General features: G+C 36.3%; 28 protein-coding genes. 23 read left to right on the top strand and 5 right to left on the bottom strand.

The annotated features are described in order from the left end of the window. Positions 1-45: 45 nt before the first annotated feature. From G592_RS0101165 to G592_RS0101145, 5 genes are all read left to right on the top strand, one after another. Complete coding sequence (locus tag G592_RS0101165) at positions 46-948, top strand: LysR family transcriptional regulator (protein WP_028246200.1); 903 nt, start codon at positions 46-48, stop codon at positions 946-948. A 5-nt stretch (positions 949-953) separates the two neighbouring features. Then, on the top strand, positions 954-3,395 hold the full coding sequence (locus G592_RS0101160) for a homocysteine S-methyltransferase family protein (protein ID WP_028246199.1): 2,442 nt from the start codon (positions 954-956) through the stop codon (positions 3,393-3,395). A 71-nt stretch (positions 3,396-3,466) separates the two neighbouring features. Next, complete coding sequence (locus G592_RS0101155) at positions 3,467-4,537, top strand: alpha/beta hydrolase (RefSeq protein WP_242830131.1); 1,071 nt, start codon at positions 3,467-3,469, stop codon at positions 4,535-4,537. Positions 4,538-4,698: 161 nt separating this feature from the next. Continuing rightward, complete coding sequence (locus G592_RS0101150) at positions 4,699-5,796, top strand: acyltransferase family protein (RefSeq protein ID WP_036951433.1); 1,098 nt, start codon at positions 4,699-4,701, stop codon at positions 5,794-5,796. Positions 5,797-5,798: 2 nt separating this feature from the next. Continuing rightward, positions 5,799-6,230, top strand: coding sequence for a helix-turn-helix domain-containing protein (locus G592_RS0101145; protein WP_028246196.1), 432 nt, complete (start codon positions 5,799-5,801; stop codon positions 6,228-6,230). A 179-nt stretch (positions 6,231-6,409) separates the two neighbouring features. On the opposite strand, the gene G592_RS0101140 is transcribed toward G592_RS0101145, so the two are convergent. After that, a complete protein-coding gene (locus tag G592_RS0101140; RefSeq protein ID WP_028246195.1) occupies positions 6,410-6,796 on the bottom strand; it encodes a PBECR2 nuclease fold domain-containing protein in 387 nt (128 codons plus the stop codon). Positions 6,797-7,028: 232 nt separating this feature from the next. On the opposite strand from G592_RS0101140, the gene G592_RS0101135 reads away from it, so the two are divergent. Beyond that, positions 7,029-7,505 (top strand): nucleotidyltransferase domain-containing protein, encoded by a 477-nt coding sequence (locus tag G592_RS0101135; RefSeq protein ID WP_028246194.1) that lies wholly within the window; start codon positions 7,029-7,031, stop codon positions 7,503-7,505. 159 nt (positions 7,506-7,664) lie between these two features. After that, the gene (locus G592_RS0101130; RefSeq protein ID WP_330365366.1) at positions 7,665-8,339 is read left to right on the top strand and encodes a formate/nitrite transporter family protein; all 675 of its coding nucleotides are present in this window, start codon (positions 7,665-7,667) and stop codon (positions 8,337-8,339) included. A gap of 5 nt (positions 8,340-8,344) precedes the next feature. On the opposite strand, the gene G592_RS16805 is transcribed toward G592_RS0101130, so the two are convergent. Together G592_RS16805 and G592_RS15245 are read right to left on the bottom strand one after the other, a co-directional pair. Beyond that, a complete protein-coding gene (locus G592_RS16805) occupies positions 8,345-8,857 on the bottom strand; it encodes a SprT-like domain-containing protein (RefSeq protein ID WP_081660274.1) in 513 nt (170 codons plus the stop codon). 98 nt (positions 8,858-8,955) lie between these two features. Further along, positions 8,956-9,687, bottom strand: a complete 732-nt coding sequence (locus G592_RS15245; RefSeq protein ID WP_036951431.1) for a hypothetical protein — start codon at positions 9,685-9,687, stop codon at positions 8,956-8,958. Positions 9,688-9,815: 128 nt separating this feature from the next. On the opposite strand from G592_RS15245, the gene G592_RS0101115 reads away from it, so the two are divergent. From G592_RS0101115 to G592_RS0101080, 8 genes are all read left to right on the top strand, one after another. Next, on the top strand, positions 9,816-10,148 hold the full coding sequence (locus G592_RS0101115) for a PepSY domain-containing protein (protein ID WP_028246191.1): 333 nt from the start codon (positions 9,816-9,818) through the stop codon (positions 10,146-10,148). A gap of 11 nt (positions 10,149-10,159) precedes the next feature. Then, positions 10,160-10,438 (top strand): hypothetical protein, encoded by a 279-nt coding sequence (locus tag G592_RS0101110; RefSeq protein WP_028246190.1) that lies wholly within the window; start codon positions 10,160-10,162, stop codon positions 10,436-10,438. Positions 10,439-10,652: 214 nt separating this feature from the next. Then, positions 10,653-10,889 carry a hypothetical protein gene (locus G592_RS0101105; RefSeq protein WP_028246189.1) on the top strand — a complete coding sequence of 79 codons (237 nt, stop codon included), beginning with the start codon at positions 10,653-10,655 and terminating at the stop codon, positions 10,887-10,889. Positions 10,890-11,147: 258 nt separating this feature from the next. Continuing rightward, complete coding sequence (locus G592_RS16800; RefSeq protein WP_051194693.1) at positions 11,148-11,927, top strand: GIY-YIG nuclease family protein; 780 nt, start codon at positions 11,148-11,150, stop codon at positions 11,925-11,927. A 176-nt stretch (positions 11,928-12,103) separates the two neighbouring features. Then, on the top strand, positions 12,104-13,033 hold the full coding sequence (locus G592_RS15235; protein WP_051194692.1) for an NERD domain-containing protein: 930 nt from the start codon (positions 12,104-12,106) through the stop codon (positions 13,031-13,033). 128 nt (positions 13,034-13,161) lie between these two features. After that, positions 13,162-13,464 (top strand): nucleoside triphosphate pyrophosphohydrolase, encoded by a 303-nt coding sequence (locus G592_RS0101090; RefSeq protein WP_028246188.1) that lies wholly within the window; start codon positions 13,162-13,164, stop codon positions 13,462-13,464. Between the two features lie 12 nt (positions 13,465-13,476). After that, positions 13,477-14,640 carry an HNH endonuclease domain-containing protein gene (locus G592_RS17265; RefSeq protein ID WP_028246187.1) on the top strand — a complete coding sequence of 388 codons (1,164 nt, stop codon included), beginning with the start codon at positions 13,477-13,479 and terminating at the stop codon, positions 14,638-14,640. Positions 14,641-14,765: 125 nt separating this feature from the next. After that, the gene (locus tag G592_RS0101080) at positions 14,766-15,110 is read left to right on the top strand and encodes a hypothetical protein (protein ID WP_155942132.1); all 345 of its coding nucleotides are present in this window, start codon (positions 14,766-14,768) and stop codon (positions 15,108-15,110) included. Between the two features lie 140 nt (positions 15,111-15,250). On the opposite strand, the gene G592_RS0101075 is transcribed toward G592_RS0101080, so the two are convergent. After that, positions 15,251-15,523, bottom strand: coding sequence for a hypothetical protein (locus tag G592_RS0101075; protein ID WP_028246185.1), 273 nt, complete (start codon positions 15,521-15,523; stop codon positions 15,251-15,253). Positions 15,524-15,565: 42 nt separating this feature from the next. Further along, the gene (locus tag G592_RS0101070) at positions 15,566-15,778 is read right to left on the bottom strand and encodes a helix-turn-helix transcriptional regulator (protein WP_028246184.1); all 213 of its coding nucleotides are present in this window, start codon (positions 15,776-15,778) and stop codon (positions 15,566-15,568) included. A gap of 393 nt (positions 15,779-16,171) precedes the next feature. On the opposite strand from G592_RS0101070, the gene G592_RS0101065 reads away from it, so the two are divergent. The 8 genes from G592_RS0101065 (at position 16,172) to G592_RS0101030 (ending at position 23,626) form a co-directional block, all read left to right on the top strand. Next, the gene (locus tag G592_RS0101065) at positions 16,172-16,948 is read left to right on the top strand and encodes a helix-turn-helix domain-containing protein (RefSeq protein ID WP_028246183.1); all 777 of its coding nucleotides are present in this window, start codon (positions 16,172-16,174) and stop codon (positions 16,946-16,948) included. A gap of 94 nt (positions 16,949-17,042) precedes the next feature. Further along, a complete protein-coding gene (locus tag G592_RS0101060) occupies positions 17,043-17,375 on the top strand; it encodes a hypothetical protein (protein ID WP_028246182.1) in 333 nt (110 codons plus the stop codon). A gap of 86 nt (positions 17,376-17,461) precedes the next feature. Next, positions 17,462-17,638: a hypothetical protein gene (locus G592_RS17450; RefSeq protein ID WP_155942131.1), complete on the top strand. Its 177-nt coding sequence runs from the start codon at positions 17,462-17,464 to the stop codon at positions 17,636-17,638. Between the two features lie 43 nt (positions 17,639-17,681). Next, positions 17,682-18,632: a DpnII family type II restriction endonuclease gene (locus tag G592_RS0101050; RefSeq protein WP_028246181.1), complete on the top strand. Its 951-nt coding sequence runs from the start codon at positions 17,682-17,684 to the stop codon at positions 18,630-18,632. A gap of 190 nt (positions 18,633-18,822) precedes the next feature. After that, on the top strand, positions 18,823-19,647 hold the full coding sequence (locus G592_RS0101045) for a DNA adenine methylase (protein WP_028246180.1): 825 nt from the start codon (positions 18,823-18,825) through the stop codon (positions 19,645-19,647). Next, positions 19,637-20,413, top strand: a complete 777-nt coding sequence (locus G592_RS0101040; protein ID WP_028246179.1) for a DNA-methyltransferase — start codon at positions 19,637-19,639, stop codon at positions 20,411-20,413. Before G592_RS0101045 ends, G592_RS0101040 begins: the two co-directional genes overlap by 11 nt. Further along, positions 20,406-21,278, top strand: coding sequence for a type II restriction endonuclease (locus tag G592_RS0101035; protein WP_028246178.1), 873 nt, complete (start codon positions 20,406-20,408; stop codon positions 21,276-21,278). Before G592_RS0101040 ends, G592_RS0101035 begins: the two co-directional genes overlap by 8 nt. A gap of 80 nt (positions 21,279-21,358) precedes the next feature. Beyond that, the gene (locus tag G592_RS0101030) at positions 21,359-23,626 is read left to right on the top strand and encodes a DGQHR domain-containing protein (protein WP_028246177.1); all 2,268 of its coding nucleotides are present in this window, start codon (positions 21,359-21,361) and stop codon (positions 23,624-23,626) included. The last annotated feature ends 462 nt before the right edge of the window (positions 23,627-24,088 follow it).

Raw genomic sequence — 24,088 nt, 5'->3', positions numbered from 1 at the left:
GTATTCCAATAGAGAATACACACTGATAATGTGAGGGGATAAATAATGGAAATAAAACAGCTGAAATACTTTGTGGTATCCGCTGATGTAGGCTCATTTAGCGAAGCAGCAAAGATATTGTTTACAACGCAATCAAGTGTCAGCAAGGTTATTCTTTCTTTGGAGAAGGAACTGGAATATCCTTTGTTCAAGCGCGTCAGCAAGGGCATAGCTCTTACTGAAAAAGGACGTGCATTTTATCAGAAGGCCAGCCATCTGGTAATGGATTTTGACAGACTGGAGACAGAAAGCACCAACGCCCAGAAGAACGTGGTTCGCATTGGAATGAATCACAGTTCGTGGCTTTCAAACTGCTTTTCTGAGTTTTATGAGCAGCATAAGAAGGATGACTTGTGCTTTTATGTACATGCAGACAGCACACCATCACTCATCGAGCGTGTACGTCTTTCCGATGATGAGCTGAGTTTTATCTACGTATTTCCGGATTCAAAGTCTCAGGTGGAATACCTGATAAAGAAGTATAATCTGAGATTCGTCACCTTAAAGACCATGAATGGCATGGTTTATTTTGAGCCAGAGGACAAAGCCTATTCTAAAAAGAAGCATGTAAAGGTTTTAAGCGGGCTGAAGTTTATCCAGTCTGAGAATGACGCATATTTGCGCTACGGCAAATGGCAGACAGCAGATGGAGATTACATCGACATTAGTAAGGACATATCCGTAATTACGAATAGTGATTATGTCATGCACAACATGCTTGAGAAGAATCATCTGGCAAATCTTAGTGCAGAATCCTTCAACAATTATGAGAGTGAGTATATACCAGGCATAGAGCTGTTCAATGAGGGCGGGCAAATAGAGTTTGGATATTTGATTAATAAGGAATACACACCAGGCCCAGTGGCCGTGGAATTTTTGGATTATGTAAGACATGCAATTGAGGAGTAATGTTAATGACCAGAAACGAATTTAGACAGTTACTTGAAACTAGAACAGTGTTTATTGATGGAGCCACAGGTACTGAGCTTCAGAAGCGAGGAATGGCAGCAGGTGTATGTCCTGAAAAATGGATTATTGAAAATTCATGGGCTATTCAGGAGGTGCAGAAGGCATATTATGAGGCGGGGTCAGATATCGTACTTGCACCTACATTTACAGGTACAAGAATCAAGCTTGATGAGTATGGCCTGGCAGATGATCTTGTGAACATCAACCGTACTCTTGTGAGACTTACCAGAGAGATTTGCCCAGAGGGAAAATATGTGGCAGCTGATATATCCATGACAGGTAAGCAGCTGTATCCACTTGGAGATTTGATGTTTGAAGAACTGGTGGACTGCTACAAGGAGCAGGTGCGAGCTATCTTGGAAGAGGGCGTGGATTTGTTTGTAGTGGAGACCATGATGAGTCTACAGGAGTGTCGTGCCGCAGTTCTTGCTATTAAAGAGACATGCGATTTGCCTATTATCGTTTCACTTACATATAACCCTGATGGAAAGACACTTTATGGAACAAGCCCTGACACAGCCACAATCGTGCTTCAGTCAATGGGCATCGACTGTATCGGAATGAACTGTAGTACTGGCCCTGACGCCATGCTTGAGCTGGTGGAGCAGATCGCGCCGGTGGCTACAGTGCCTATTATGTGTAAGCCAAATGCAGGTCTTCCTGAGCTTGAAAATGGAAAGACTGTTTATAAGATGGGACCAGCAGAATTTACAGATGCCTGCGAGAAATTGTACGAGGCAGGAGCATCACTTTTCGGTGGCTGCTGTGGTTCTACACCTGATCACATTCGTGAGCTGGTGTCACGCCTTAAGGATAAAAAGCCTCATAAGATAGAGGACAAGCCACTTCGCGTGGTCACATCAGAGCGTATGAATACATGGATTGATTTAGACGGCCCATTTATGGTAATTGGCGAGAGAATCAATCCTACTGGAAAGAAGAAATTTCAGGAGACACTTCGCAACGGGTCTCTTTCAATGGTAGTGGATTTTGCCAGAGAGCAGGAGGAGCGAGGTGCAAATATCCTTGATGTAAATATGGGTATGAACGGCATCGATGAGAAGCAGATGATGGTAGACAGTATTTACGAGGTTACATCATCAGTGGATTTACCTTTATGTATTGATACCAGCCATGTGGATGTTATGGAGGCAGCCCTTCGTATTTATCCTGGCCGTGCCCTTATCAATTCCATCTCTGCAGAGGAAGAGAAGATGGAGCCAATGCTGAAGCTTGCCAAGAAGTATGGTGCAATGTTTATTACACTTCCTCTTTCTGGAGCTGGTCTTCCTAAGGATATGGATGAGAAGAAACAGCATATCAACACAGTACTTAATAAAGCTGTGGAGCTGGGACTTAAGAAGGAAGATGCTGTGGTGGACGTGCTTGTGCAGACTGTAGGTGCAGAAGGAACAGCAGGTCTTCAGTGTTTTGAGACTATTGATTATTGTAAATACGAATTAGGACTTCCAACAGTATGTGGTCTTTCGAACATTTCCTTTGGTATGCCTAATCGTCAATTCGTAAATACGACTTATCTTACTATCGCTGTGAGCCGTGGTCTTACAATGGCTATCGCAAATCCGAACCAGGAGATGCTGATGTACTGTGCAGCGGCAGCAGATACACTTATGAATAAGCCGGGAGCTCTGGAGAAGTATTCGGCACTTCCTGTAGTGGAGGCAAAGGCTGCAGCGGCTGCTCCTGCTGGTGGCGTAAGTGCTGCTGGTGCCGGTGGCGGACTTACTGTGGCATCTGCCTGCGAGGGACTTTCTGTCATCGCCCAGTGCGTGGTAAAGGGAAAGAAAGAGCAGATAGTGGAAGAGGTGAACAAGGCCATTGCTGATGGCATGGAGCCTCAGGTAATTATCGAGGAGCACCTTATCAAGGGGATCAATGTGGTAGGTGAGCTTTATGATAAGAAGAAATATTTCCTGCCACAGCTTATTGCAGGAGCCAACGCCATGGAGACAGGCATGAAGCTTATAGAGCCACTTCTTGCCAGCACATCTGGCGAGCCTAAGGCTACCGTGGTTATTGCTACTGTAGAGGGTGATATTCACGATATCGGAAAGAATCTCTGCGCTCTTATGCTTAAGAACTACGGTTATAATGTAATCGATATGGGCAAGGACATTCCTGCTGCTGACATTGTAGATAAGGCAATGGAGCTAAACGCAGAAATCATAGGTCTTTCTGCGCTTATGACTACCACTATGATGAAGATGGCCGACGTGGTTATCGAGGCTAAGAACAGAGGCTGTGAATCTAAGATTATCATCGGTGGTGCCTGCATCACAGAATCCTTTAAGGATGAAATTGGTGCAGATGGCTATTCTGAGGACGCCGCAGGCTGCGTAAAGCTGGTTCGTGAGCTGGTGGGATAGAGAAGGTAGCATTTTCACCAAAGAAAAGGTAAAATAGATTTCGTAAAATTTTTATCGGGGAGAGGATGCATATGACAAAAAAACGAGTATTACTGATTATTGCCTTAGTAATTCCTATTATTTTGCTCATCGGATGGTGGATTTTTAGTGTGTATATCTACGATAGCAATATTAATGTCCGCTGTCAGAGTTATGAGCCAAAGATGTTCAGAGTGTCTGATTTCGAGGGACTCGAATGCACAGAATATTCATTCCCATCTAACAAGGGACAGAAGTTGGCTGGGTATTTGTATAGTGCAGGTGAAGACCAGCGTGGAATAGTAGTCCTCGCCCACGGTTATGGTGGTGGCCAGAATTCCTACATGGACTGTGCTAATTATTTTGCTCAGAATGGCTACTACGTATTTGCGTATGACGCTACTGGCTGCGATGACAGCGAGGGTAAGGGCGTAGGAGCAGCTCCTCAGGGAGTAGTGGATTTGAATTATGCGATTTCATTTGTGGAATCAAATAAAAATATTCCTGATTTACCAATAGTTTTATTCGGTCACAGCTGGGGTGCCTACAGTGCATGTAATGTTTTAACTTATCATCCCGAAGTGAAAGCAGTGGTGGAGTGTGCAGGATTCAACAGATCATCTGATATGTTTGAGTCATTTGCAAAGCACAATAATGGAGATGTGGTAGATGCACTGATGCCATTTGTAAAGTTCCATGAACTGGTTCACTATGGAGAATATGCTACCAACTCAGCTCTAGATGCTTTCGAGGCTTCAAAAGCTCATGTTATGGTGGTTCACAGTGCAGATGATGATGTAATCACTCCAAATTATGGATATGATATATTCTATGAAAACTATAAGGATGATTCACGCTTCGAATTTGTAAAATTTGAGCACAGAGGACATAACGGATTATATTATGATCCAGAAAATCACTATGAGGAAGAATTTAACACTGAGTTAAATGAGTGGGCAGATAATCTTCCTTATAATCATTATGCTGGAAAGTATCAGATAAAATTTGAGAAAGACAAGACTGAATACATTAATTCTAAATTGGACAGAGCAAAGTGGGCAGACCGTCTTGATAAAGAATTAATGGATAAGTTTGTAGATTTCTATGATGCTGCAATACAGTAAAATCAGAGCGAGGTTTTAGGACCTCGCTTTTTTTGCAACTAAAATTTACATAAAAAGCTCAAATATGTAAGCTTTAGTTGGTGGACTGGGGGAGAAAAGGGAAATAGAATGATGTTAACAAAAGTTGCAAAAGTGGTATATTAAAGAAAGGTGGAAGATTTATGAATAATCGGAATTATACCAGAAAGCATTATCTTGATAACATCAGATGGTTCACGGTGGTTTTGGTTGTAATCTACCACGTGTTATATATGTATAACGGGGAAGGAATCCTTGGGGTACAGGGGAAGATTACTAATCTTGAAGTGCAGTACTACGATGTGTTTCAGTATGCAGTGTATCCATGGTTTATGCTGGTGCTGTTTATAGTGTCGGGAATCAGTTCCAGATTATATCTTGATACTCACACAGATAATGAATTTATCAAAAGTAAGACTACAAAGCTGCTGGTGCCTGGCACAATAGGTCTTGTGGTTTTCCAGTTTTTGCAGGGATATTTGAACATGAGCCTGGGTGGTGCATTTGACACCATGGGTGATGTTCCAAAGTTTGTAGTCTATCTTATTATGCTGGCTTCAGGCATAGGAGTGTTATGGTACATCCAGATGCTTTGGCTGTTTTCGATGCTTTTGGTTCTTATAAGAAAGATAGAGAAGGACCGTATTTGGAACTTAGGAAGAAAGACGAATATAGTAGTGCTACTGCTTATGACCGTGGTAGTTCATCTGGCCGCACAGGTACTTAACACACCAATTATCTGTGTATATAGATTCGGGCTTTATTTGCTGGGATTTCTACTTGGATATTTTGTATTTTCACATGAGGAAGTGATAGAGGTAGTGAAAAAGTGGTTGTTCCTTACAGCTGTTATAGCAGTAGCTTTGGGAATTAATTTCTGTGTGAGATACTTTGGCGCTGGTTATGCAGATGCACCAGTAAACAGAACTATCAGCTTTACAGCATATGCATGGTTTGCATGTCTTGCCATTATCGGTTGTGGCGCCAGATTTTTCGATTTCAAAAATGGATTTACTTCATGGATGAGTAAGCATAGCTGGGGCCTGTATGTGTTCCACTATCTGTGCATTTCAGTGGTGGCTGTTTATGTGGCAAGACCAGGATTGCTTTCAGCTTTGCCTGTATATTTACTTAGTTTTGTAGCAGCTTTTGCAGGAAGCTATATTTTATATGAAATCATTTCACGACTACCATTTTTCAGATGGGCGGTACTTGGAATCAAGAAAGATAAGAGGGCATAAGTATGTTTAGTAAAAATCTTGTCCAGATGCGTAAGTTTTTATCAATGACTCAGGAGGAATTGGCTGAGAAGGTGGGTGTCACCAGACAGTCTATAGCCAAGTGGGAGGCGGGAGATTCTCTTCCTGATCTTGAGAAGAGCAAGCTCCTTGCGGAGGTGCTTGGAGTATCTCTTGATGAGCTGGCCAATCACGAGCCTGAAGATAATCTGGGGTTAGGCCTGGCACCAAAGGGAAAGTATCTCTTTGGAATGGTTACTGTGGGAGATAAGGGACAGATTGTAATCCCAGCCAAGGCTCGTAAGATTTTCAATATCTCACCGGGCGACAGCCTTGTGGTACTTGGTGATGAGGACCAGGGCATGGCACTCATGAAATCAGATTACTTTTTAAATATGGCAAACATGGTAAGCAAGCTGCCTAGGGATAATGGATAGAAAAACGCCCAAGAGAAAATCTCTTGGGCGTGATTTTTTTATAACATTCAACAAGGATTTTGGGCGGGCGTCCAATAGCTCCCGCATCTCTCGGAGTTTCCTCCTGTCAAACCATCGGCGTGTAGACGTGGACGAATTCTTCTACCTCCAAAATCCTTGTATTTGTTAACATAATGATATCATGGCTCATTTTTATTGTAAAGAATAGTCTTGTTTTTTAATAGTCTTTTCCATTCTTTATCACGTATAGTTTGGAAAGTAATCACAGAGTTTTTATATTCAGGATTATCATTAGATGTAACAAGACGAACTATTACTTTCAAGTGGATATTATTTTCAATTATAATATCTTTTAAAGCAACAGCACTATTAGGTTTGTTTGCTTCAATTATATAGTCTGGATCTTCAACAGTCGATTTAATGTATTCTAGATAAAGCTCATAGTCATTAGGGTGGCGTTGTTTTATGTGTTGTAAACGCTCATTTGTTAATATTACGTCATCTGTTATAATATCCGCTGTGACACATCTATATATATCCTTGTGTATCTTAGCTATAATATTCATAGAACTGATCTTTCTAGTAGCTTCATAGGTAAGCTACCCATATACTATAGCATACAAAAATCGAACACACAAGCGAAAAGTGTTCGAGAAATGTTCTGATTCTCGAACATCAGAAACAGTACTAGTATTATATATATCTGCACCTTAAAATGATAAAAAGTGCAAATATTGCACTTTTTTGATTTGCAAAAGTGCAAAGTGAATATATAATTTAATTAAGGAGGAATGAGAGATGACAGAATCCTTAAAAGAGATTAGAAAAGAAATTGGGATGACCCAGAGTCAGGCTGCTGAATTTTTAAATGTATCTATCAGGTCTTATAAATCCTATGAGAATGAGCCAAGTAAAGTGAACTCAGTAAAGTATAGCTATATGGTAGATAAATTGGAGTCACTTAATGTCATTGATGAGATACATGGGGTCTTAACAATAGATCAAATAAAGAATAAATGTAGTGAGATATTTAAAGAGTATAATATCGATTTTTGTTATTTGTTTGGCTCATATTCAAAAGGAAAAGCTAAAGATGATAGTGATGTAGACTTACTTATTTCATCTACTGTAAAGGGATTGAAATTCTATGGTTTGGTAGAAAAAGTCTCAAAGTCACTTAGAAAAAATGTTGACTTACTTGATGCTGATCAGCTACTAAACAATCCAGAACTACTAAGCGAAATATTAAAGGATGGTATTAAAATATATGGTTAAAGGAATGCTAGTTAAAGCAGCTATTCATAATGAATAGCTGTTTTTTTATTGACAATACCATAGGGCAATATATATACTATTTGAAGTTAGAAAAGGCTAACGATAGTTAGCTAAAGCATCTAAATCAAGACTATAGAAAATACACAACTATAAGATAGAATATACCTATCTTGTTGGGAGATTAGTGAAGGGAGATATGTTATGGATGCAAAAAAGACTCTTTTAACTTCTGTTCTTGCCGGGTTTTCCATCGGCCTGGGCGGCATGATCTATCTTTCAGTAGATAATAAAATCGTGGGCTCGGCGCTCTTTAGCATAGGACTGTTCCTGGTGCTGACCATGGGCTTCAGTCTGTTCACCGGTAAGATTTGCTATGTGCTAAATGGCAAAGTCAGCCAGAATCTTTTAAACATTCTCATCATATGGATCGGAAACTTCATAGGCTCATTTATACTGGCCTTCATCATCAGAAACACCCGCCAGTGGGCCGCCCTTACAGAAAAAGCTAATGCACTGTGCGAAATAAAGAATGCTGACACCTTTGTGAGCCTGTTTTTCCTGGGCGTCCTCTGCAACATCTTCATTTTCATAGGTGTGGATGAGTACAGGAATAATGAGCACGTGTGTGGAAAGTATCTGGCCATAATCCTTGCAGTGATGGGCTTTATCCTGATAGGCTCAGAGCACTGCGTGGCAGACATGTTCTATTACAACATGGCCGGAAGCTATTCGGTGGACATATTCTTAAGATTATTAGTCATCACCCTGGGCAATGCAGCGGGCGGAATACTGGCCAATTTCTTCAGCCACAGAGAAAAAGCCACAACAGCCTAAAAGGCCTAAACCACCTCTTTCTGCCAAGCCACAGCCCCGCATCTGGCACACCCATAATGCCTATAATGCTTTGTGAAGCGACTATCCCGCTTGCGATAAATGGTGGCCCCGCAGTTGCCGCAGGTAAATACATATTTGACAGCCAGGGAGCCTGAGGCCTTGTAGTCCTCGACTCCTTTTTCTGTGCCTGTGGTGACCCTCTTGATGTGGTAACCATAGACCTGGTTCATGACCTCAGCATAGTATTTCCACTGACCGGTGTGCTTCATGCACCCCTTGCAGGTGTGAAGAATTTCATGGATGATGGTCTCCTTGCAGGCCTGCTCAGAAATCCTGTCATCTGTCAGGAGCTTCTCGGCAATCTGGATTTCAAAAGTCTTATCTGGGTTTTGCTTGCAAAGCCCCCATCTGGTTTTCGCTCTTTTATTAATAGACCATGACCGGATGACACCAGGCTTGATCCCGATGCGTGTCACCTCGTTCATGGATTCAGTTATAAGTTTCTCAAAGTTTTTCATAGGGGTATAATAACATAAGATTTGAAAGATGTATTGATGTTTATTATAGCTTTAAAGGGATAAAAAACACCCAAGAGAAATCTCTTGGGTGTGGTTATTTAAAGCATGGACATGTATTTTTTGAAATCTTTTTTAGGAATATCAAAGAAATCCATTGCCTGTTCGGCTGTGTAATTTAATTTTTTCATTATTGTTTTGATGGATTCAAGTGTGTGGAGTTCTACACCTTTTGCAATGCCTTCTTCCATGCCTTTACGTTTCATATCTTCAATTGCTTTGCACATATTATAATCACCTTCCTTACTCTTACGAGGCAGCCTTTTCAATGAGGCATAGTCTCGCATCAACTCGGCTGTTGGTCTCGATATATGTTTGAGAGTAGCATTAGTTTGGACTAAATGCTGCATTTTCTCCTCATCATTGCGACAGTTTAATAATAAAAACAGGGCACCAAGTTCGGTCTTGTATTCAGGAAAATCTTCTCGGTCAATGATGGAGAATAGATTAAGGTTGTAATCATTAATAAATGGTGCCAATCTGGTATCCACATCACGTAGCATCTGTTTTAATGAAACAGGGCCATCCCAAGGCTGCGAGCCCCAATATAGGGTGGCAGTGATAACTGGGTCTAGCTTATCATCCTTTGAAATACCTGATAGATAATTCGCTGGTGTTGATTCTGAATTATTTCTGTTAGTGGTAGCTATTTCATCCACCTGCTGCGAATAAGCAAGTGCATCATATAGCATATTTCTAACAGGCATAGCATAATGAATGTCGTTTTGATTTTCTATGCCTAGTATAACATAAAATGACTGACCATTGTTCATAATAACAGCTTTTTTAATTATATCCCTATAAGTGTTCGATAGATGTTCTGGTGAGATGTTTACTAAATCTTAAGAAAAAAATCACAATTTAGTTGTATTCTGTATTGGTAAGTGAGGAGGTAATAGAAATGGGGAATAAAAAATGGTTTAGATTTAGCAGAGGCTTGATAATGATTCTTATGGCCTGCTGCCTGCTGGTGGCCTGCGGCAAGGAAAAGACAGGTGGCAATCCTGGCACAAATGACTCCACAAAGATTTCCCAGGAGGAAATCCTTGAGAGGGCAAAGAAACTGTCTGGCGCTCCATGTGCAGAGGTGGATTCCACTACAGATGACGGAAAACTTGTGATTCATCTGTACGAGAATTTGGAAGATCATACTGCCACCTATGACTGGTACACCATCGACCCTGACACATTGCTGGGAGAGAACCTGATGGGTGAAGAGGTAGATCTGAATTAGGAGGTAAGCCTATGGGAAATATCGAATGCACTATAGAGGATTTAAAGGCTGCAACTGTATATTTTCATAAGTATATAAGCCTTAGAAATATGCTTTTAAGGGGCCAGCTTGAAAGGGAAGATTTTGAAGACTTCATGACATATGAAGAAAAGAAACTTTCTAAAAAGGCAGGGGAACTGACTGAGATAATGGCTGAAGCTATTGCTGAAGACACTGCAAAAATGATGAGCGAAAGTAAATCGAAAAGCTTTGAAGAGTTTCGCCAATTGTTGGAAAATATATCATATTAAATATAGTCATGGAATACAGCATTTGGTTTTGATAGGCCAGATGCTGTTTTTACGCAGGAAAAAGGCTCCAGTGAACAATAGGAGGTGAGCTGGAGCCTTTGTCATAGACATAATGTCTACTTATTTATTCCATTTAAGTAATACTAACAACTGTATGTGAAAAGATAATGTTTAACTTATGTTTACTTTGTAATTTTTAATGGAGGTATTGCATATGTCTGGATGTAAATATTGTACAGCTAATGAACCTATAACTTCATTGGGAGAATGGCTTTTTGATGAAGTTATTAAAGAAGAAGGTAAACTGAAAGGATGCACTGTTGGAGCGGTAGTTTTTCCAAACAAATCATTATTAGAGTTTAATGTAGTGAACTCATATGGCATTGGAGATACTACCATAAATGTTCCAATAAAGTATTGTCCTATGTGTGGAAGAAAAATGGATGAATAATTATTTGGTTCTGGCAGACCGGATTTTTTATTTGGGGACCATCCCTAGCAGGGCCTTCCAGGCCCAGGTCTGCCCGAACTCCACAGACCACTCGCTACGCGAGTAAGGAAGGATTGGAAATCGGCTTCGCCGATGGGGGCACCAACCGGAGGGTTGGTGCTTTCATTTTGAATTTAGCTAACCAAACCATTACAATATCTATATATTATGTAGAATAAAATGAGAAAGAAATTAATGATACTTAGGAGGAAATTCAAGATGACGCTTCATGATTTAATGCTGCTTGAAGGTATAGATAATTATAATGTTTGGTGGTATGGAAAAGATATATACCAAGACTATATGAATGATGAGGGTCTTACGAAAGATGTCATTGACTTGAAGAGGGGAGTAAACTTAAAAGGTAGGATTTACTTGGTTCTTGCTGGAATCACAGGAACAAAATGCAGATATAGATTTGCAATTAAATTGGTTGAACAAGTAGGTGAAAATCTCTATACATGGGAAAGGGTACCATTAAACATAGATTTATATGCTGGAAGATTGGTTTTTAAGCATAACTATAAATTCTCATTCTACAATAGTACGGGAAAAGAGTTTGTCGTTGATGAAATTTGGCCTTCAGAAGGAAATAGAACAATAGAGAAGTTTAGAGATTATGATTCTGTTGACTTTACTTTTGACCAGCTTCAAGAGGTTATTTCTAACCAATACTCAGATTATTATGAGCATTTTATCTGTGTTAAAGCAGTGTATATGATTATTGACGGTAATACTGGAAAACAATACATAGGTAGTGCTTATGAAAATAATGAATCTTTATGGGCACGTTGGAGAACATATTCTGAAACTTATCATGGTGGTAATAAAAAGCTTAGGGAGTTGTATAAAAAACATGGTGAAGAATATTTTAAGCAGTTTAAGTATATTATTCTCCATATCTTTCCAATGAAAGTTTCTGATAAAGAAATCATAGAGGCTGAGTCTAGATACAAAGAAAGATTTATGACAAGACAATTTGGCTTGAATGCAAACTAGATAGTATTCGTCTTAATAAAGGAAGGATTGGAGATCGGCTTCGCCGATGGAGGCACCAACCGGAGGGTTGGTGCTTTTGCTATAATTATTTATTTTTAGTAACGGAATAATCACACTCAAATGATAAGATTCAGTATACAAAAGTTTTTAAGAGTGTATGTGACGGGGTGATAAATATGGGACTTTTTAGTAAACCGGAAGTTGTTATTCTAAAAGATTCTTGTGATTCAAAAGAATACTTGAGTAAGTTACAGGAACTTCGAAAAACAGTACCTGATGATAGCGAGGCTGCTGAGAAAATAGACAAAGAAATAGTTATTGTAAACGCTGGTATAAAGGGGGAAGAAAATGTCCTTTATGAACTGAAAAACAGCGATATGGATCTTGTAGTATTAAGAGATCTGTATATAGAAACTAATGATGGGAGAAGTGCGCAGATTGATTACTTTGTAGTATCAAAACATGCGGCTGTTATTATCGAGTGCAAGAATTTGTTTGGTAATATTGAGATAAATAATAAGGGCGATTTCATTAGATCTTTCGATTACAAAGGACGTAAATACAAAGAAGGAATCTATAGTCCTATTACACAAAATGAGAGACATTTGGCAGTTTACAAGGAATGCTGGAAGGAATGTACTAGTAAAATAGCTCAGTTATTTGTGGGGAAGTCCTTCGACAATTTCTATAGAACAGTAATTGTTCTGGCAAATGAAAAAACGGTAGTAAATGATAAATGGGCTAAAAAAGAAGTAAAGGAAAAAGTAATTCGTTGCGATCAACTAATTAATTATTTGAGAAATTTAACAGGGACTCTTTCCTACAGTAAAAAAGAAATGGTCCAGTTAGGAGAGTCAATATTAACTCTTAATGTAGAACAGCGAACAGATTATTTAAAGAAATATGAAGATATAGTAGAAGCAACAAAAACACAGAAACCTACAACAAGTGAAGAGAACAAAACACAGACCGAGCAAAAACTGATATGTCCAAAATGTGGTGGAGAACTTGTTCTTAGAACTGCCAAGAAAGGTGATAATGCTGGTAATCAGTTCTATGGTTGCAGTAATTTTCCTAAGTGTAGATTTATTATGAATATTCAGTGAGAAAGATTTGTAGAGTTGGAATTATTTCCAGCTCTACTTTTTCAAGAAAAACTTATTTTAAAGCATATATATTATGATTATTCATGGAATCTTGTGATATACTGTCTATATGTATGTAGGGGGAGAATATGTCAGGAAAACTTGTGAGAGATAAGATTCCAGATATTATCAAGGCTGATGGTAAAAATCCTATTACAAGGGTACTTACTGATGATGAATATCTGGCAGAATTAGATAAAAAGCTAAACGAAGAAGTAGCTGAATATCAGGCAGATAAATCCATTGAGGAAATGGCTGATGTACTAGAGGTTTTGTTTGCTATATGTAAAGCGAGGGGACATTCCATCGAAGAACTGATGGAAGTAAAGCAAGCGAAACAAGATAAACGAGGTGGATTTAAAAACAAGATTTTCTGGGAAGGCAATAATTAATGGGGGGATTTCATGAGTGATTATTTTGATAATCAGTCAATCTTGAATATTAATAAGGAGTATTATAATAATCTTGATATCGAGGGTTTTTCATTGATGATGAAAGACCCTTCTTACTGTTATAAATTCTATTGGCTGGAGGCTATAGTCCAGCTTATATCCCAAGATGTGAAATCAACTACATTTAATGACATTATCGATGAGATGATTTGCAATGCATGGTATACCGTGCTTGAATTTCATGTTCATCTGAGTGGTATGATGGAGGGTGAAGTAAGAGATGGCTTGGAGAGAGCCGTTCTTTTGCTGTCCCAATTAAGTGATTTACCAGCTAATGCCAGTAAGGTGGAAATCAAAAATGAAATCCGTAAATACGATAATGAATTAAAAGTTTACAAAGATCAGCTGACTAAAAATGTTCCATACAGAGCGCTGGCAGGTTTTTTTGATAACGCAAATGCGATAATCAACTGGAATAGAATAAATGTGTTGATTGATTATTCCGAGGTTCTAAATAAAACCAGACCATTGCCATATTGTCTTGGTCATTCCGCAGGATTAAAACGAGAAGTTCGATTCAATGAAAACTGGATAAGACTAATCAACGACAATATGGTCTCTATACTTGGCTGGATTCAGTTTGAAAAGGTTAAATGGCTACAAAATAATAATCCTGAAGTACCAAGCCTTGTTTATAAGCTTGCACCTATGGATGAGAAGATGCGCAAGCTGAAGTATGTAAGAGATTTGTGGGAATGCATACTTCATGAAAAGCAGATTATTGATGTGTTTAAGAATGAGCCAATAGAACAGGGAAATTATGACATCGATCATTTCATTCCATGGTCATTTGTGATGAATGATGAACTATGGAATCTTATGCCAATGGATTCATCTCTTAATTCATCAAAGAACAATAGGCTTCCAAAGTGGGACAATTATTTCCCAGCTTTTGCAAGAAACCAATTTATTCTATACGGAATGATTCATGATGTGAGCAAGCCAGTAATTAGGCAGAAATACGAGAAATGTTTTAAGGATAATTTGCATTCCATTTGGGCTAATCAGGAGCTATATCGAAAAGGAAATACGGAGACAGAGTTTTACAATATTTTGCAGAAGAATATGCAACCAGTATATGACAGTGCCAGAAGGCAAGGTTATCAGGTGTGGTAATAGAAAGAAAAGCATTATGATTATATTGAAAAAATAAAATTTCGGAGTATTCAAAAGGGGATCTCTGTATTATAATGAGCAGGCATCTTTTTGATTGCGATTTTTTTGTAGAGGAGTTTGTTATATTGGAAAGAAATGAAAAGACTGCCCTGTTAGTTACAGAGCTTGAAAGAACGTTAGGAAGCTGTTGTCATAATAAGAATTCTTACAACGGCTGGACGCAAATACAAGGGTTGACTTATAGATACCCGGTTCATTATATATGCAAAGATGGTAGTGAGTATAAGGCTAAATATTATTTTTATGATATTGATTTAGATAGAGTAAGTGAAATGAATTATAAATTTGGAACAAATCAATTATTTGTTGGGGAAGGACTTTTTCGGATACTTGAATTATTGGAAAGAAGATTTGATTTAGATTTTGAGAAACTTTTGGCTGAGGAAGAAAAAAGAAGTCAAGAATTATAATAACCTTAAAGGTTTTCCTACAAAATGGAGGGGACATCAAGTTAGCTTGATGCCCCTCCATGCTTTTCATTATAAGAGACAGTGCTAGTAGAGTATTATATTGTAATGCTTGAGTCCTATAGTGCCGCAACAAAGTAATATTACCAGATTTCCTTGCCCTTGGGTTCACCCCAATCAATTCCATTAGATATCACGGGATGATTATTCTCAGAAATTGAATCAGCTAAATCCTTTAGTGGAATATCAGCAAAATTTCTACCAGTAGGTTTTATTGCAGCCTCGTCAGAATCGATAAAGCCGATGTGTTCATTTTTCCAAAGAACATAGAAAGTGTTGTTTTTGTATTCTTTATGACTTAGGATGACACCGTAGATATTAGCGTCTGAATCGAATACTTCGTCAAATAAATTCATGATTAATCCCCCTCATAGTTTATTTCAATTCAATATTAATTATTACATGTCATCATCAGGAAATTCAAATATTTCTTCCACGGTCTTGCCAAAAACTTTTGCAATATCCATAGCTAGTTTCAGAGATGGGTTATACCTACCGTTTTTAAGATTTCCTATTGTTTCCCTACGGACACCTACTTTTTCTGCGAGCTCTATTTGCTGCATATTAGCCGCAACTCGTAATTCTTTGATTTTTGTTTTTATCGTTGGCACTATTCGTCACCTGTTCTTTCCATTATATTGAAATAACGACCAGCTAGTAATTCTTGTATGGCAAAGAACATTAACAACCAATCATAATACACATCCGTTTATGTGATATATTTTTAACTTGTGATAAAAAATTATCACATGAATATATAATGGTCAAGTAGAAAAAGATAAAAATATATCATATTGCAAGGTGGCTACATTATGGGTACGCAACACGTAGAAGTGCGTGTTTATAGGGATATGTGATGTTTTTTTATAAACATTAAAATTGACAAGATAAAAAAGTTTCAAACGTGGTTTCTTTAATGTTGCAAACGTGCAACTTTTGTGGTAACATACATTACATCAGCTAAGGTTGTACGACATAAAGTGTTTATTAAGGAGGATACATTATTGGAGAACAGAAATCTGCAAGAAATTAGTGAAGATGAGTATGATGCAAAACAGGAAATAAAAAGGCTTACTTCCTTAGTAATTGGTAATCGTACATTGAGTCAGGTGGCCGAGAAAACAGAAATTCATAAGTCTTACTTATCCAGACTAAAACGAGGGGAACACATTCCAGGTATCGATATTATGAAGAAGCTAACGGCGCCAGAATCAGACCCACAAAACGGCATTAGTTTAGAGGATTTTATGATTGCAGCCAGGATTATATCACCAAATGAAGGTAAATATATTTCGGATTTAGCTGTACGCAAGCAAAAAATACAAATAGAGACTAGAGAGTTCGTTTCTAAAGCGTGGAAGATAATCGACGATACTTTTTTTAACAAAGGTATCGCCACTAGAGAAGTGAATGAACGTGAATGGGATAGCGAAGAACGTGGTTTTAAACCAGACTTTGTTTTCAAACTGAATAATGTAGATAGATGGTATTTTAAACATTTATATATCAAATCGTTAGAAGAAGATTATTTTTCAAGATTTATGTGCATACTCGGCCTGATAGCGTGTATGTCACCTGATAGCAAGCACAAAGTATCAATTATTATCAATAATCCGGATGCATTCATAGCGTTAGACGGTGTTATGCAACAAGGGTTAGCTTTGAAGGCAAATGTTTCATTAATACTAATGGACCTTAAGAAGAATGAGGTTACATATGAAACAATAGGTTCGAGCTACAGTGATAATGGTGAGGTTATAAAAATGCCAACTCTAGTATAACCATACTAACGTAGCTTTTAGAGTAGAATAGACATCCATATTATGAGATGGATGTCTATATTAATGCTAAATAATAACTTAGAGGAGACTGATTGTGAAGAAGAAACATGTATTTAGATTCATATTTATATTTACTATAGCGCTTATGTGGGGGTTTGCTCCAGTACCAAAACCCTTTAATTATAGAATGGAACACGAAGCGGATTTTTATCCAGTAAAAGAAGATTATGGTGTGCGACCTGGAAAGTACACCGTTACTGTTATTGAAGAAGGAAAGTTTGCTGATTATGAAATATATTCTTCATATGTAGGGGGATTAAACAATATAGTTGATTGCCATTATATTAATAGTGATAGAGAGATAGTTATAGCAGAAGGTCAGTATATTAAATTGATAAACTGTACCGCCCGTTTGGTAAAAGAATAACCTATTGGGTATTCTAGAGTCAGAGCGCACTTAATCAGCAGGAGTATTGATGCACTTGATATTTATTTTGGAAGGAAATTAAAATTATGAAAAATACTACTAGAGATAGAAAGTTTATGGAATTTTTTGAGAAAGAATTTGCTAATGAACAAGGATGTACCTTGGAGATTGATGGAGAAATTGCATTTGTTCTAGATAGAGATGGCTATCCAAGAATATTGGAGATAGAAGATACGACTGGTATGGTTCATATTAGGTGGTAACACAGAATTCAAATAAATTATAAATTACTAGGAGACTACAAAGATGAACAGAAAAGAATTAGTAACAGAGTTTGAGGAAGGCTTAATGGAGACCAATCGAGGATATAGTTTTTTTGTGGATTGGAACAATATAACAGGATTGGATGAATACAATATTGAAATACATGCAATGGACGTACTTATTCGTCAAGATGAGTCTAAATTTAGAGATGAGTTTTTTAGATTACTAAAGAAAGTACCTGATGTTGTTGAATTATTTCCTTTACTAATTGCTATTTCTAAAGAAGACAGAAAGAAAATAACAAAGGATAAGAACCTGGTGATAGCCTGTGATGAAACATATAGTAGTTACAAAAGATATAATTTTAATGGTTCAAAATTCAAAAATGAATTAAGCGAAGAATCAATTAAGAATTATTATGAATTTTTTGTAAATACGGGACTAAAATACTTATTCCAGAATCTTATTGAGAAAAGTGTAAGAGACTATATTGTAGGCGTTTTAGTTGGATTGGATTCTAACGGAAGAAAAAATCGTGGAGGTAAGATATTCGAAATAATTTGTGAATCTATAATTAGGGAAGTATGTGATAAATATGATTTATTACTTTTAACTCAAAAGCAATTTAAGGTTTTAGCGAAATATGGTATGTCAATAAGTAGTGATATAGCTAACAGAAAGGCTGACTTTATCATTGTTAATAGGACATATACAAAATGCATGAATATTGAAGTGAATTTCTTCAATAATAAAGGCTCTAAGCCAGAAGAAATTATCGATTCGTACATTAATAGACAAGCTGATCTTGATAAAGTAGGTATCAAATTTGGTTTGATAACAGACGGCAAGTGCTGGAAAGGAACAACAAATCAGTTAAATAAAGGATTTAGTCATTTGGAATATCTAATGAATTTTAAGCTTGCGAAAGAAGGAATGATAGAAGAGATGATAGCAAAGGAATTTGATGAAATTCCATGCAGAGACATCGCCTAATATTTTCCAAAAAGTGCAGAGATTATATCTGAAAGTTGCAAGAGGAATTCCTCATGCAACTTTTTTGATTTTAATCTAAAATTTTAGTGGCAGAAATATTTTATTATTAAAAAATGTGATTCTTAAAATTAAACTGCCTATGATATACTTAATATGGAAATTTGAAAAATATAAGCAGGAGAAATTATAGATGGAACCTTTTGTAAAGTGGGCTGGAGGAAAAAGACAGCTCATTGATAAAATATGGGAAAGAACTCCCAACAAGTATGATACATATTATGAACCATTTATAGGTGGAGGCGCCGTTTTATTTCATTTAAAACCACAGAAGGCAGTTATAAATGATACAAACGAACAGTTAATCAATGTATATAGACAGCTAAAAGAAGATCCTAGAGCTGTAATACGTGCAGTAAATAGATTAGATAAAGGACCATGTGATAAGGAATATTATTTGGCTAGAAGAGTTGAATACAACAATAAGATTCAAAATCGAGAGCTTGATGCAGAATGTGCAGCTTACATGATATGGATTAATAAACATTGTTTTAATGGTCTTTATCGTGTAAACAATAAAGGATTATTCAATGTTCCATATAATAATAAGCAGCTAGGAAAATCTATGGATGAAGCCAATCTAATGAATATTGGATATTATTTGCAAGAGGCTGATGTAAAAATCCACTGTAAAGATTTTGAAGAGATTTGCAGAGAAATAAAGGAAAATGATTTTGTATATTTTGATTCTCCTTATATTCCAGTAAGCGAGACCGCATCATTTACCGATTATACAAAAGACGGCTTTACATATGATGACCATGTTAGATTATCTAAGTTATATAAGAGCCTCTCTGATAAGGGAGTAAAATGTATGCTCTCAAATCATGATGTCGACTTAGTCTATGAGTTGTATGATGGTTTTAGAATCGAATCAACAGATGTAAAACGTAATATTAATAGTAACGCTAAAAAAAGACGGGGAAAAGAAGTTATTATTACAAATTATGAATTTTAAAATCACACGAACAAAGCCTTACTATGAAACTGACCAAACTCAATTGTATCTGGGAGATACGTTTGAGCTTCTTTCAAAATGCAAAAAAGAATCTATAGATATGATTTTTGCAGATCCGCCATATTTCTTATCTAATGATGGTATAACTTGTCAAGCAGGCAAAATGGTTTCAGTGAATAAAGGTGCATGGGATAAAGCGTATAGCTTTGAGGATAAACACAAATTTAACAGAAAATGGATACGTGCTTGTAAAAGAGTATTAAAACCAAATGGAACCATATGGATAAGCGGAACGCTTCATAATATTTATTCTATAGGTACTGCTTTAGAGCAGGAAGGTTTTAAGATTCTTAATAATATTATATGGCAAAAAACCAATCCACCTCCTAATCTTGCGTGTAAGTGTTTTACCCATAGTACAGAAACAATACTATGGGCTAGAAAAGATGAAAATAAGGCAAGACAGCTGTTTAACTACCAATTAATGAAAGAACTAAATGGTGGTAAGCAAATGAAGGATGTTTGGACTGGGGCATTAACTTCTAAAAAAGAAAAAGAATATGGAAAGCATCCTACACAAAAGCCAAAGTATTTATTGGAACGAATCATACTAGCATCGACAAATGAGGGTGATATAGTATTAGACCCATTTTGTGGCAGTTCAACAACAGGTGTTGTTGCCAAAGAATTGAATCGTTTCTATATTGGCATAGATAATAATGAAGAATATATAAATCTATCAAAAAGGAGAATTGAAAATGCGTAATTTTGATGAATGGTTAAAAACCATGAGACCAAGTATAAATCAATATGATTATTATGTTGACTTTAACAAAGTATACGAGAATGTTGAGGCAATGAAAGTTGAACTCAATATTATGAATAGCCTAATTGGCTCTAAAAATATAGAAGAAGATATTAAGAAGCTTATAGAGCGTTATCCAGAGGTTATAAGGTGCATACCAACTTTATTAGCGGTTCGACAGACAGAGATATATGCACAGGACGCGGAAGGTGCCTTTAACTATAATTTTAAGGAAATGAATTATAGTGTTGACCAGTATATTGTATTTATGGGGAAAACAGGATTGTTAGATCTTATAGCAAACCATCTAATTAATAACCTTGTTGACTATTGCTTAGGAATAGAAGTAGGCCTTGATAGTAACGGTAGAAAAAATCGTGGTGGACATCAAATGGAAGATTTGGTGGAAAAATACCTTGTGGAGGCCGGCGTTGAATACTATAAAGAGATGTATTTAACAGAAATCGAGGAAAAGTGGGGTGTCGATCTTTCACCGATTTCTGCAGAAGGGAAAAGTACAAAGCGATGGGATTTTGTCGTAAAGGCTCAAGATAATATATATGTTATTGAAACAAATTTTTATGGTGGAGGTGGTTCAAAGCTAAATGAAACATCAAGAAGTTACGAATTAATTGCATCTAAGATGAAAGAGGTAAATGGGGTGGAGTTTATCTGGGTAACAGATGGTGGAGGATGGAAATCTGCTAAAAAAAATCTGTCAGAAACTTTTGATGTTCTTGATACTTTATTTAATATACAAGATATGGAAGAGGGAACATTAAATAGACTATTTGCTTATGGAAAAAGCGGTTTGTTCGATCTTTAAATAATACATTTATATTATGATTAATAGATATAATTATTCTGCTTATAATAGTGCATTATATCTATAAAATGGAGGTTATTATGACAAATTGGGAGAATTTGGTTTCTGGAGATGAACTTAAAAAAGCTGCAAAAGAAAGAAAAAACAAAACTGTTAAAAAAAAGGTTGATAGAGATTCAGTTGATAATTATTTACAAGAAGGCTGGTATATAACTAGAGAATATAAGAGGGGCGGCGTTTTAATAGAAAAAAGCAAACCTATAGGAGATTTGTTTGAAGATGAAGTCTGGACTATTTTTTATAAAATGGGTTTTACAACACTTAATTCAACAAACGAATTTAAAGTTCAATTCTCAAAGAGGCAGAGTAAACAAGTTGACATTGTAGCAATAGATGATGAAGTGTGCTTGCTTATAGAATGTAAGTGTAGTGATACATATGATAAGAACCATATATTTGATAAAGATTTAAAAGAAATACCAACCATAAGGGATGGAATAATAAAAGAAATATCTTCTAAATATCCTGGTAGAAAATTTAAATATATATTTGCAACTAAAAATTATTCTATTGGAAAAGCTGATAGGATACGAATGGAAGAATTTGATATATCTAATTTTGAAATGGATGTTGTTGATTATTATGATAAATTGGTTAATTATATAGGTCCTGCTGCTAAATACCAGTTATTAGGAAATATATTTGCTGGAAAGATTATAGAAAATATGGAAAATATGGTTCCTGCTATTGAAGGAATAATGGGGGAAGGATTAAAATATTATTCATTTTCCATAGAACCAGAAAGATTACTCAAATTAGCATATATTTTACATAGGGATAATGCGAATGAAAATTTAATGCCAACGTATCAAAGATTAATAACAAAGGATAGATTGACAAAAGTTAAACAATTTATTGATAACGGAGGGTATTTCCCCAATTCTATTATCATTTCAATAGATAATAAAGGAGATGATTTTAAATTCGATCCTTTGACTGATGAGAACCTAAATAAGTTTTCGCGTGCTGGAATCATACATTTACCAAAAACATATTGTTCTGCATTCATAATTGATGGTCAACATAGATTATACGGATATTCGGATTCAACACATGGTGAAAATAGTGCTATACCAGTGGTTGCTTTTGTTGACATGGATAAACATGAGCAATTAAAAATGTTTATGGATATTAATGAAAATCAAAAAGCTGTGAATAAGACTTTAAGGAACAGCCTTAACATAAGTATTTTTTGGAATTCAGAATCATATTTAGAGAGAACAAAGGCAGTTATGCTTGCGGTATGTGAAAGATTGGGTGAAAATCATAATTCTCCACTTTATGACAGAATAGTAACAGGAACTAACAGTAGTACGAATAGGCGGTGCATAACATCTGAATCTTTAAGATTGGCACTTGAAAAAACAAGTTTCTTTAATAAATATAAGAGTAAAGCAAATAACGATGTGGTGAAGTATGGAACATTTGATAAGTTGGATAATAATAAAACCATAAATTTATTACTTCCGTTTTTAATGAAATCGCTTAGGACAATTGAAGAAAACTGTTTAGAGGAATGGGATAAAGGTAATCAGGGATATATAGCGATTAACAATTGTATGTCTGCTATTATTAGAATTATAGATGATATTGTTAATATTACATTAGCAGAAAAAAATATGGAAATAGTTAATGATAAGAATTTCCATAAAGAATGTGAGCCATTATTGATTTGTTTAGGGGATACTCTTAACAATTTAAGCGATGAAGCAATCCAAGAGATTAAAACAGCAAAAGGTGCTGCTGCTGAAAATATTTCTCGTAGAAAATTGCAAGTAGAATTCCACAACAGATATCCCCAATATACCACACCTGACTTAGAAGAATATATTGAAAACCATTTAGATGATTATAGTGAAGAAGTTTTATATGAAGCTCAAAAGTTAGAATCAAGAATTATTGAAATATTAAAACAGAAATTTTCAAATGAATCTAATTGGTTAAATTTATATGTGCCAGAAGCGACAAAGAATGCAATCATAGCAAATACAGCGATAGCAAAAAACAATAATAGTGTTCTTGGTGTAGATGTTAAAAGTGTGTCTGAGTGGGATTTTATTTCTTATAAAGAGGTAAGTGAAATAATATCTTATGGAAGTAATTGGTCCACAATGTTTCAGGAAGAATTTAAGGTAGAGGATGATAAAACTAATAAGAAAAAAACGGTCGATTGGTTAAAGCATATTGGTGATTTAAAAAGAAAGGCTGAGGCTAAAGGAAAAATAACTAAATTGGATTATATGTATATTGATAAATACTATAGCGCATTATGCAAAGCACCAAATTAAAAAGAATAATCAAACTATTTGTGGGTTTGTTAAAGTGGATAATTTAAGTTCCTGATGGTTTGCCAAAGTTGTTGATGGTCTTTCAAAGGGGCTACTAGTATTAAGCCGTTACTTGTTGAGGGGGCTTCGTGAGGCGCTGATTTTAGATGCAAACTTGATTGTATAACATGAGGGTCTGGCTTTTGCCAGACCCCATTTTCATATCAAAAGTCAAGTCAAAAGTCATCGGTCAAAAGTCATCGGGTCAAAAGTCATCATCGAAGGTGGACACCCATGAATGGGTGTCCATATATATGGACGCCGGCTTGACTTAAAATTCTATTCATGGCTACCTAGAATGCCTAGAATGCATAATTAAGGGCGAATAGAGCATTCCTGTTAGGGTAAAAATATCAGGTTTGTAAAAAATGAGTGCCTCTCATAGAATAATGATTGTTAACTTGCCGGTTAATAAAAATCATT

The sequence above is a fragment of the Pseudobutyrivibrio ruminis CF1b genome, from assembly GCF_000424005.1.
Lineage (GTDB): Bacteria > Bacillota > Clostridia > Lachnospirales > Lachnospiraceae > Pseudobutyrivibrio > Pseudobutyrivibrio ruminis_C.
This window is presented reverse-complemented; position numbering and strand designations above follow the sequence as displayed.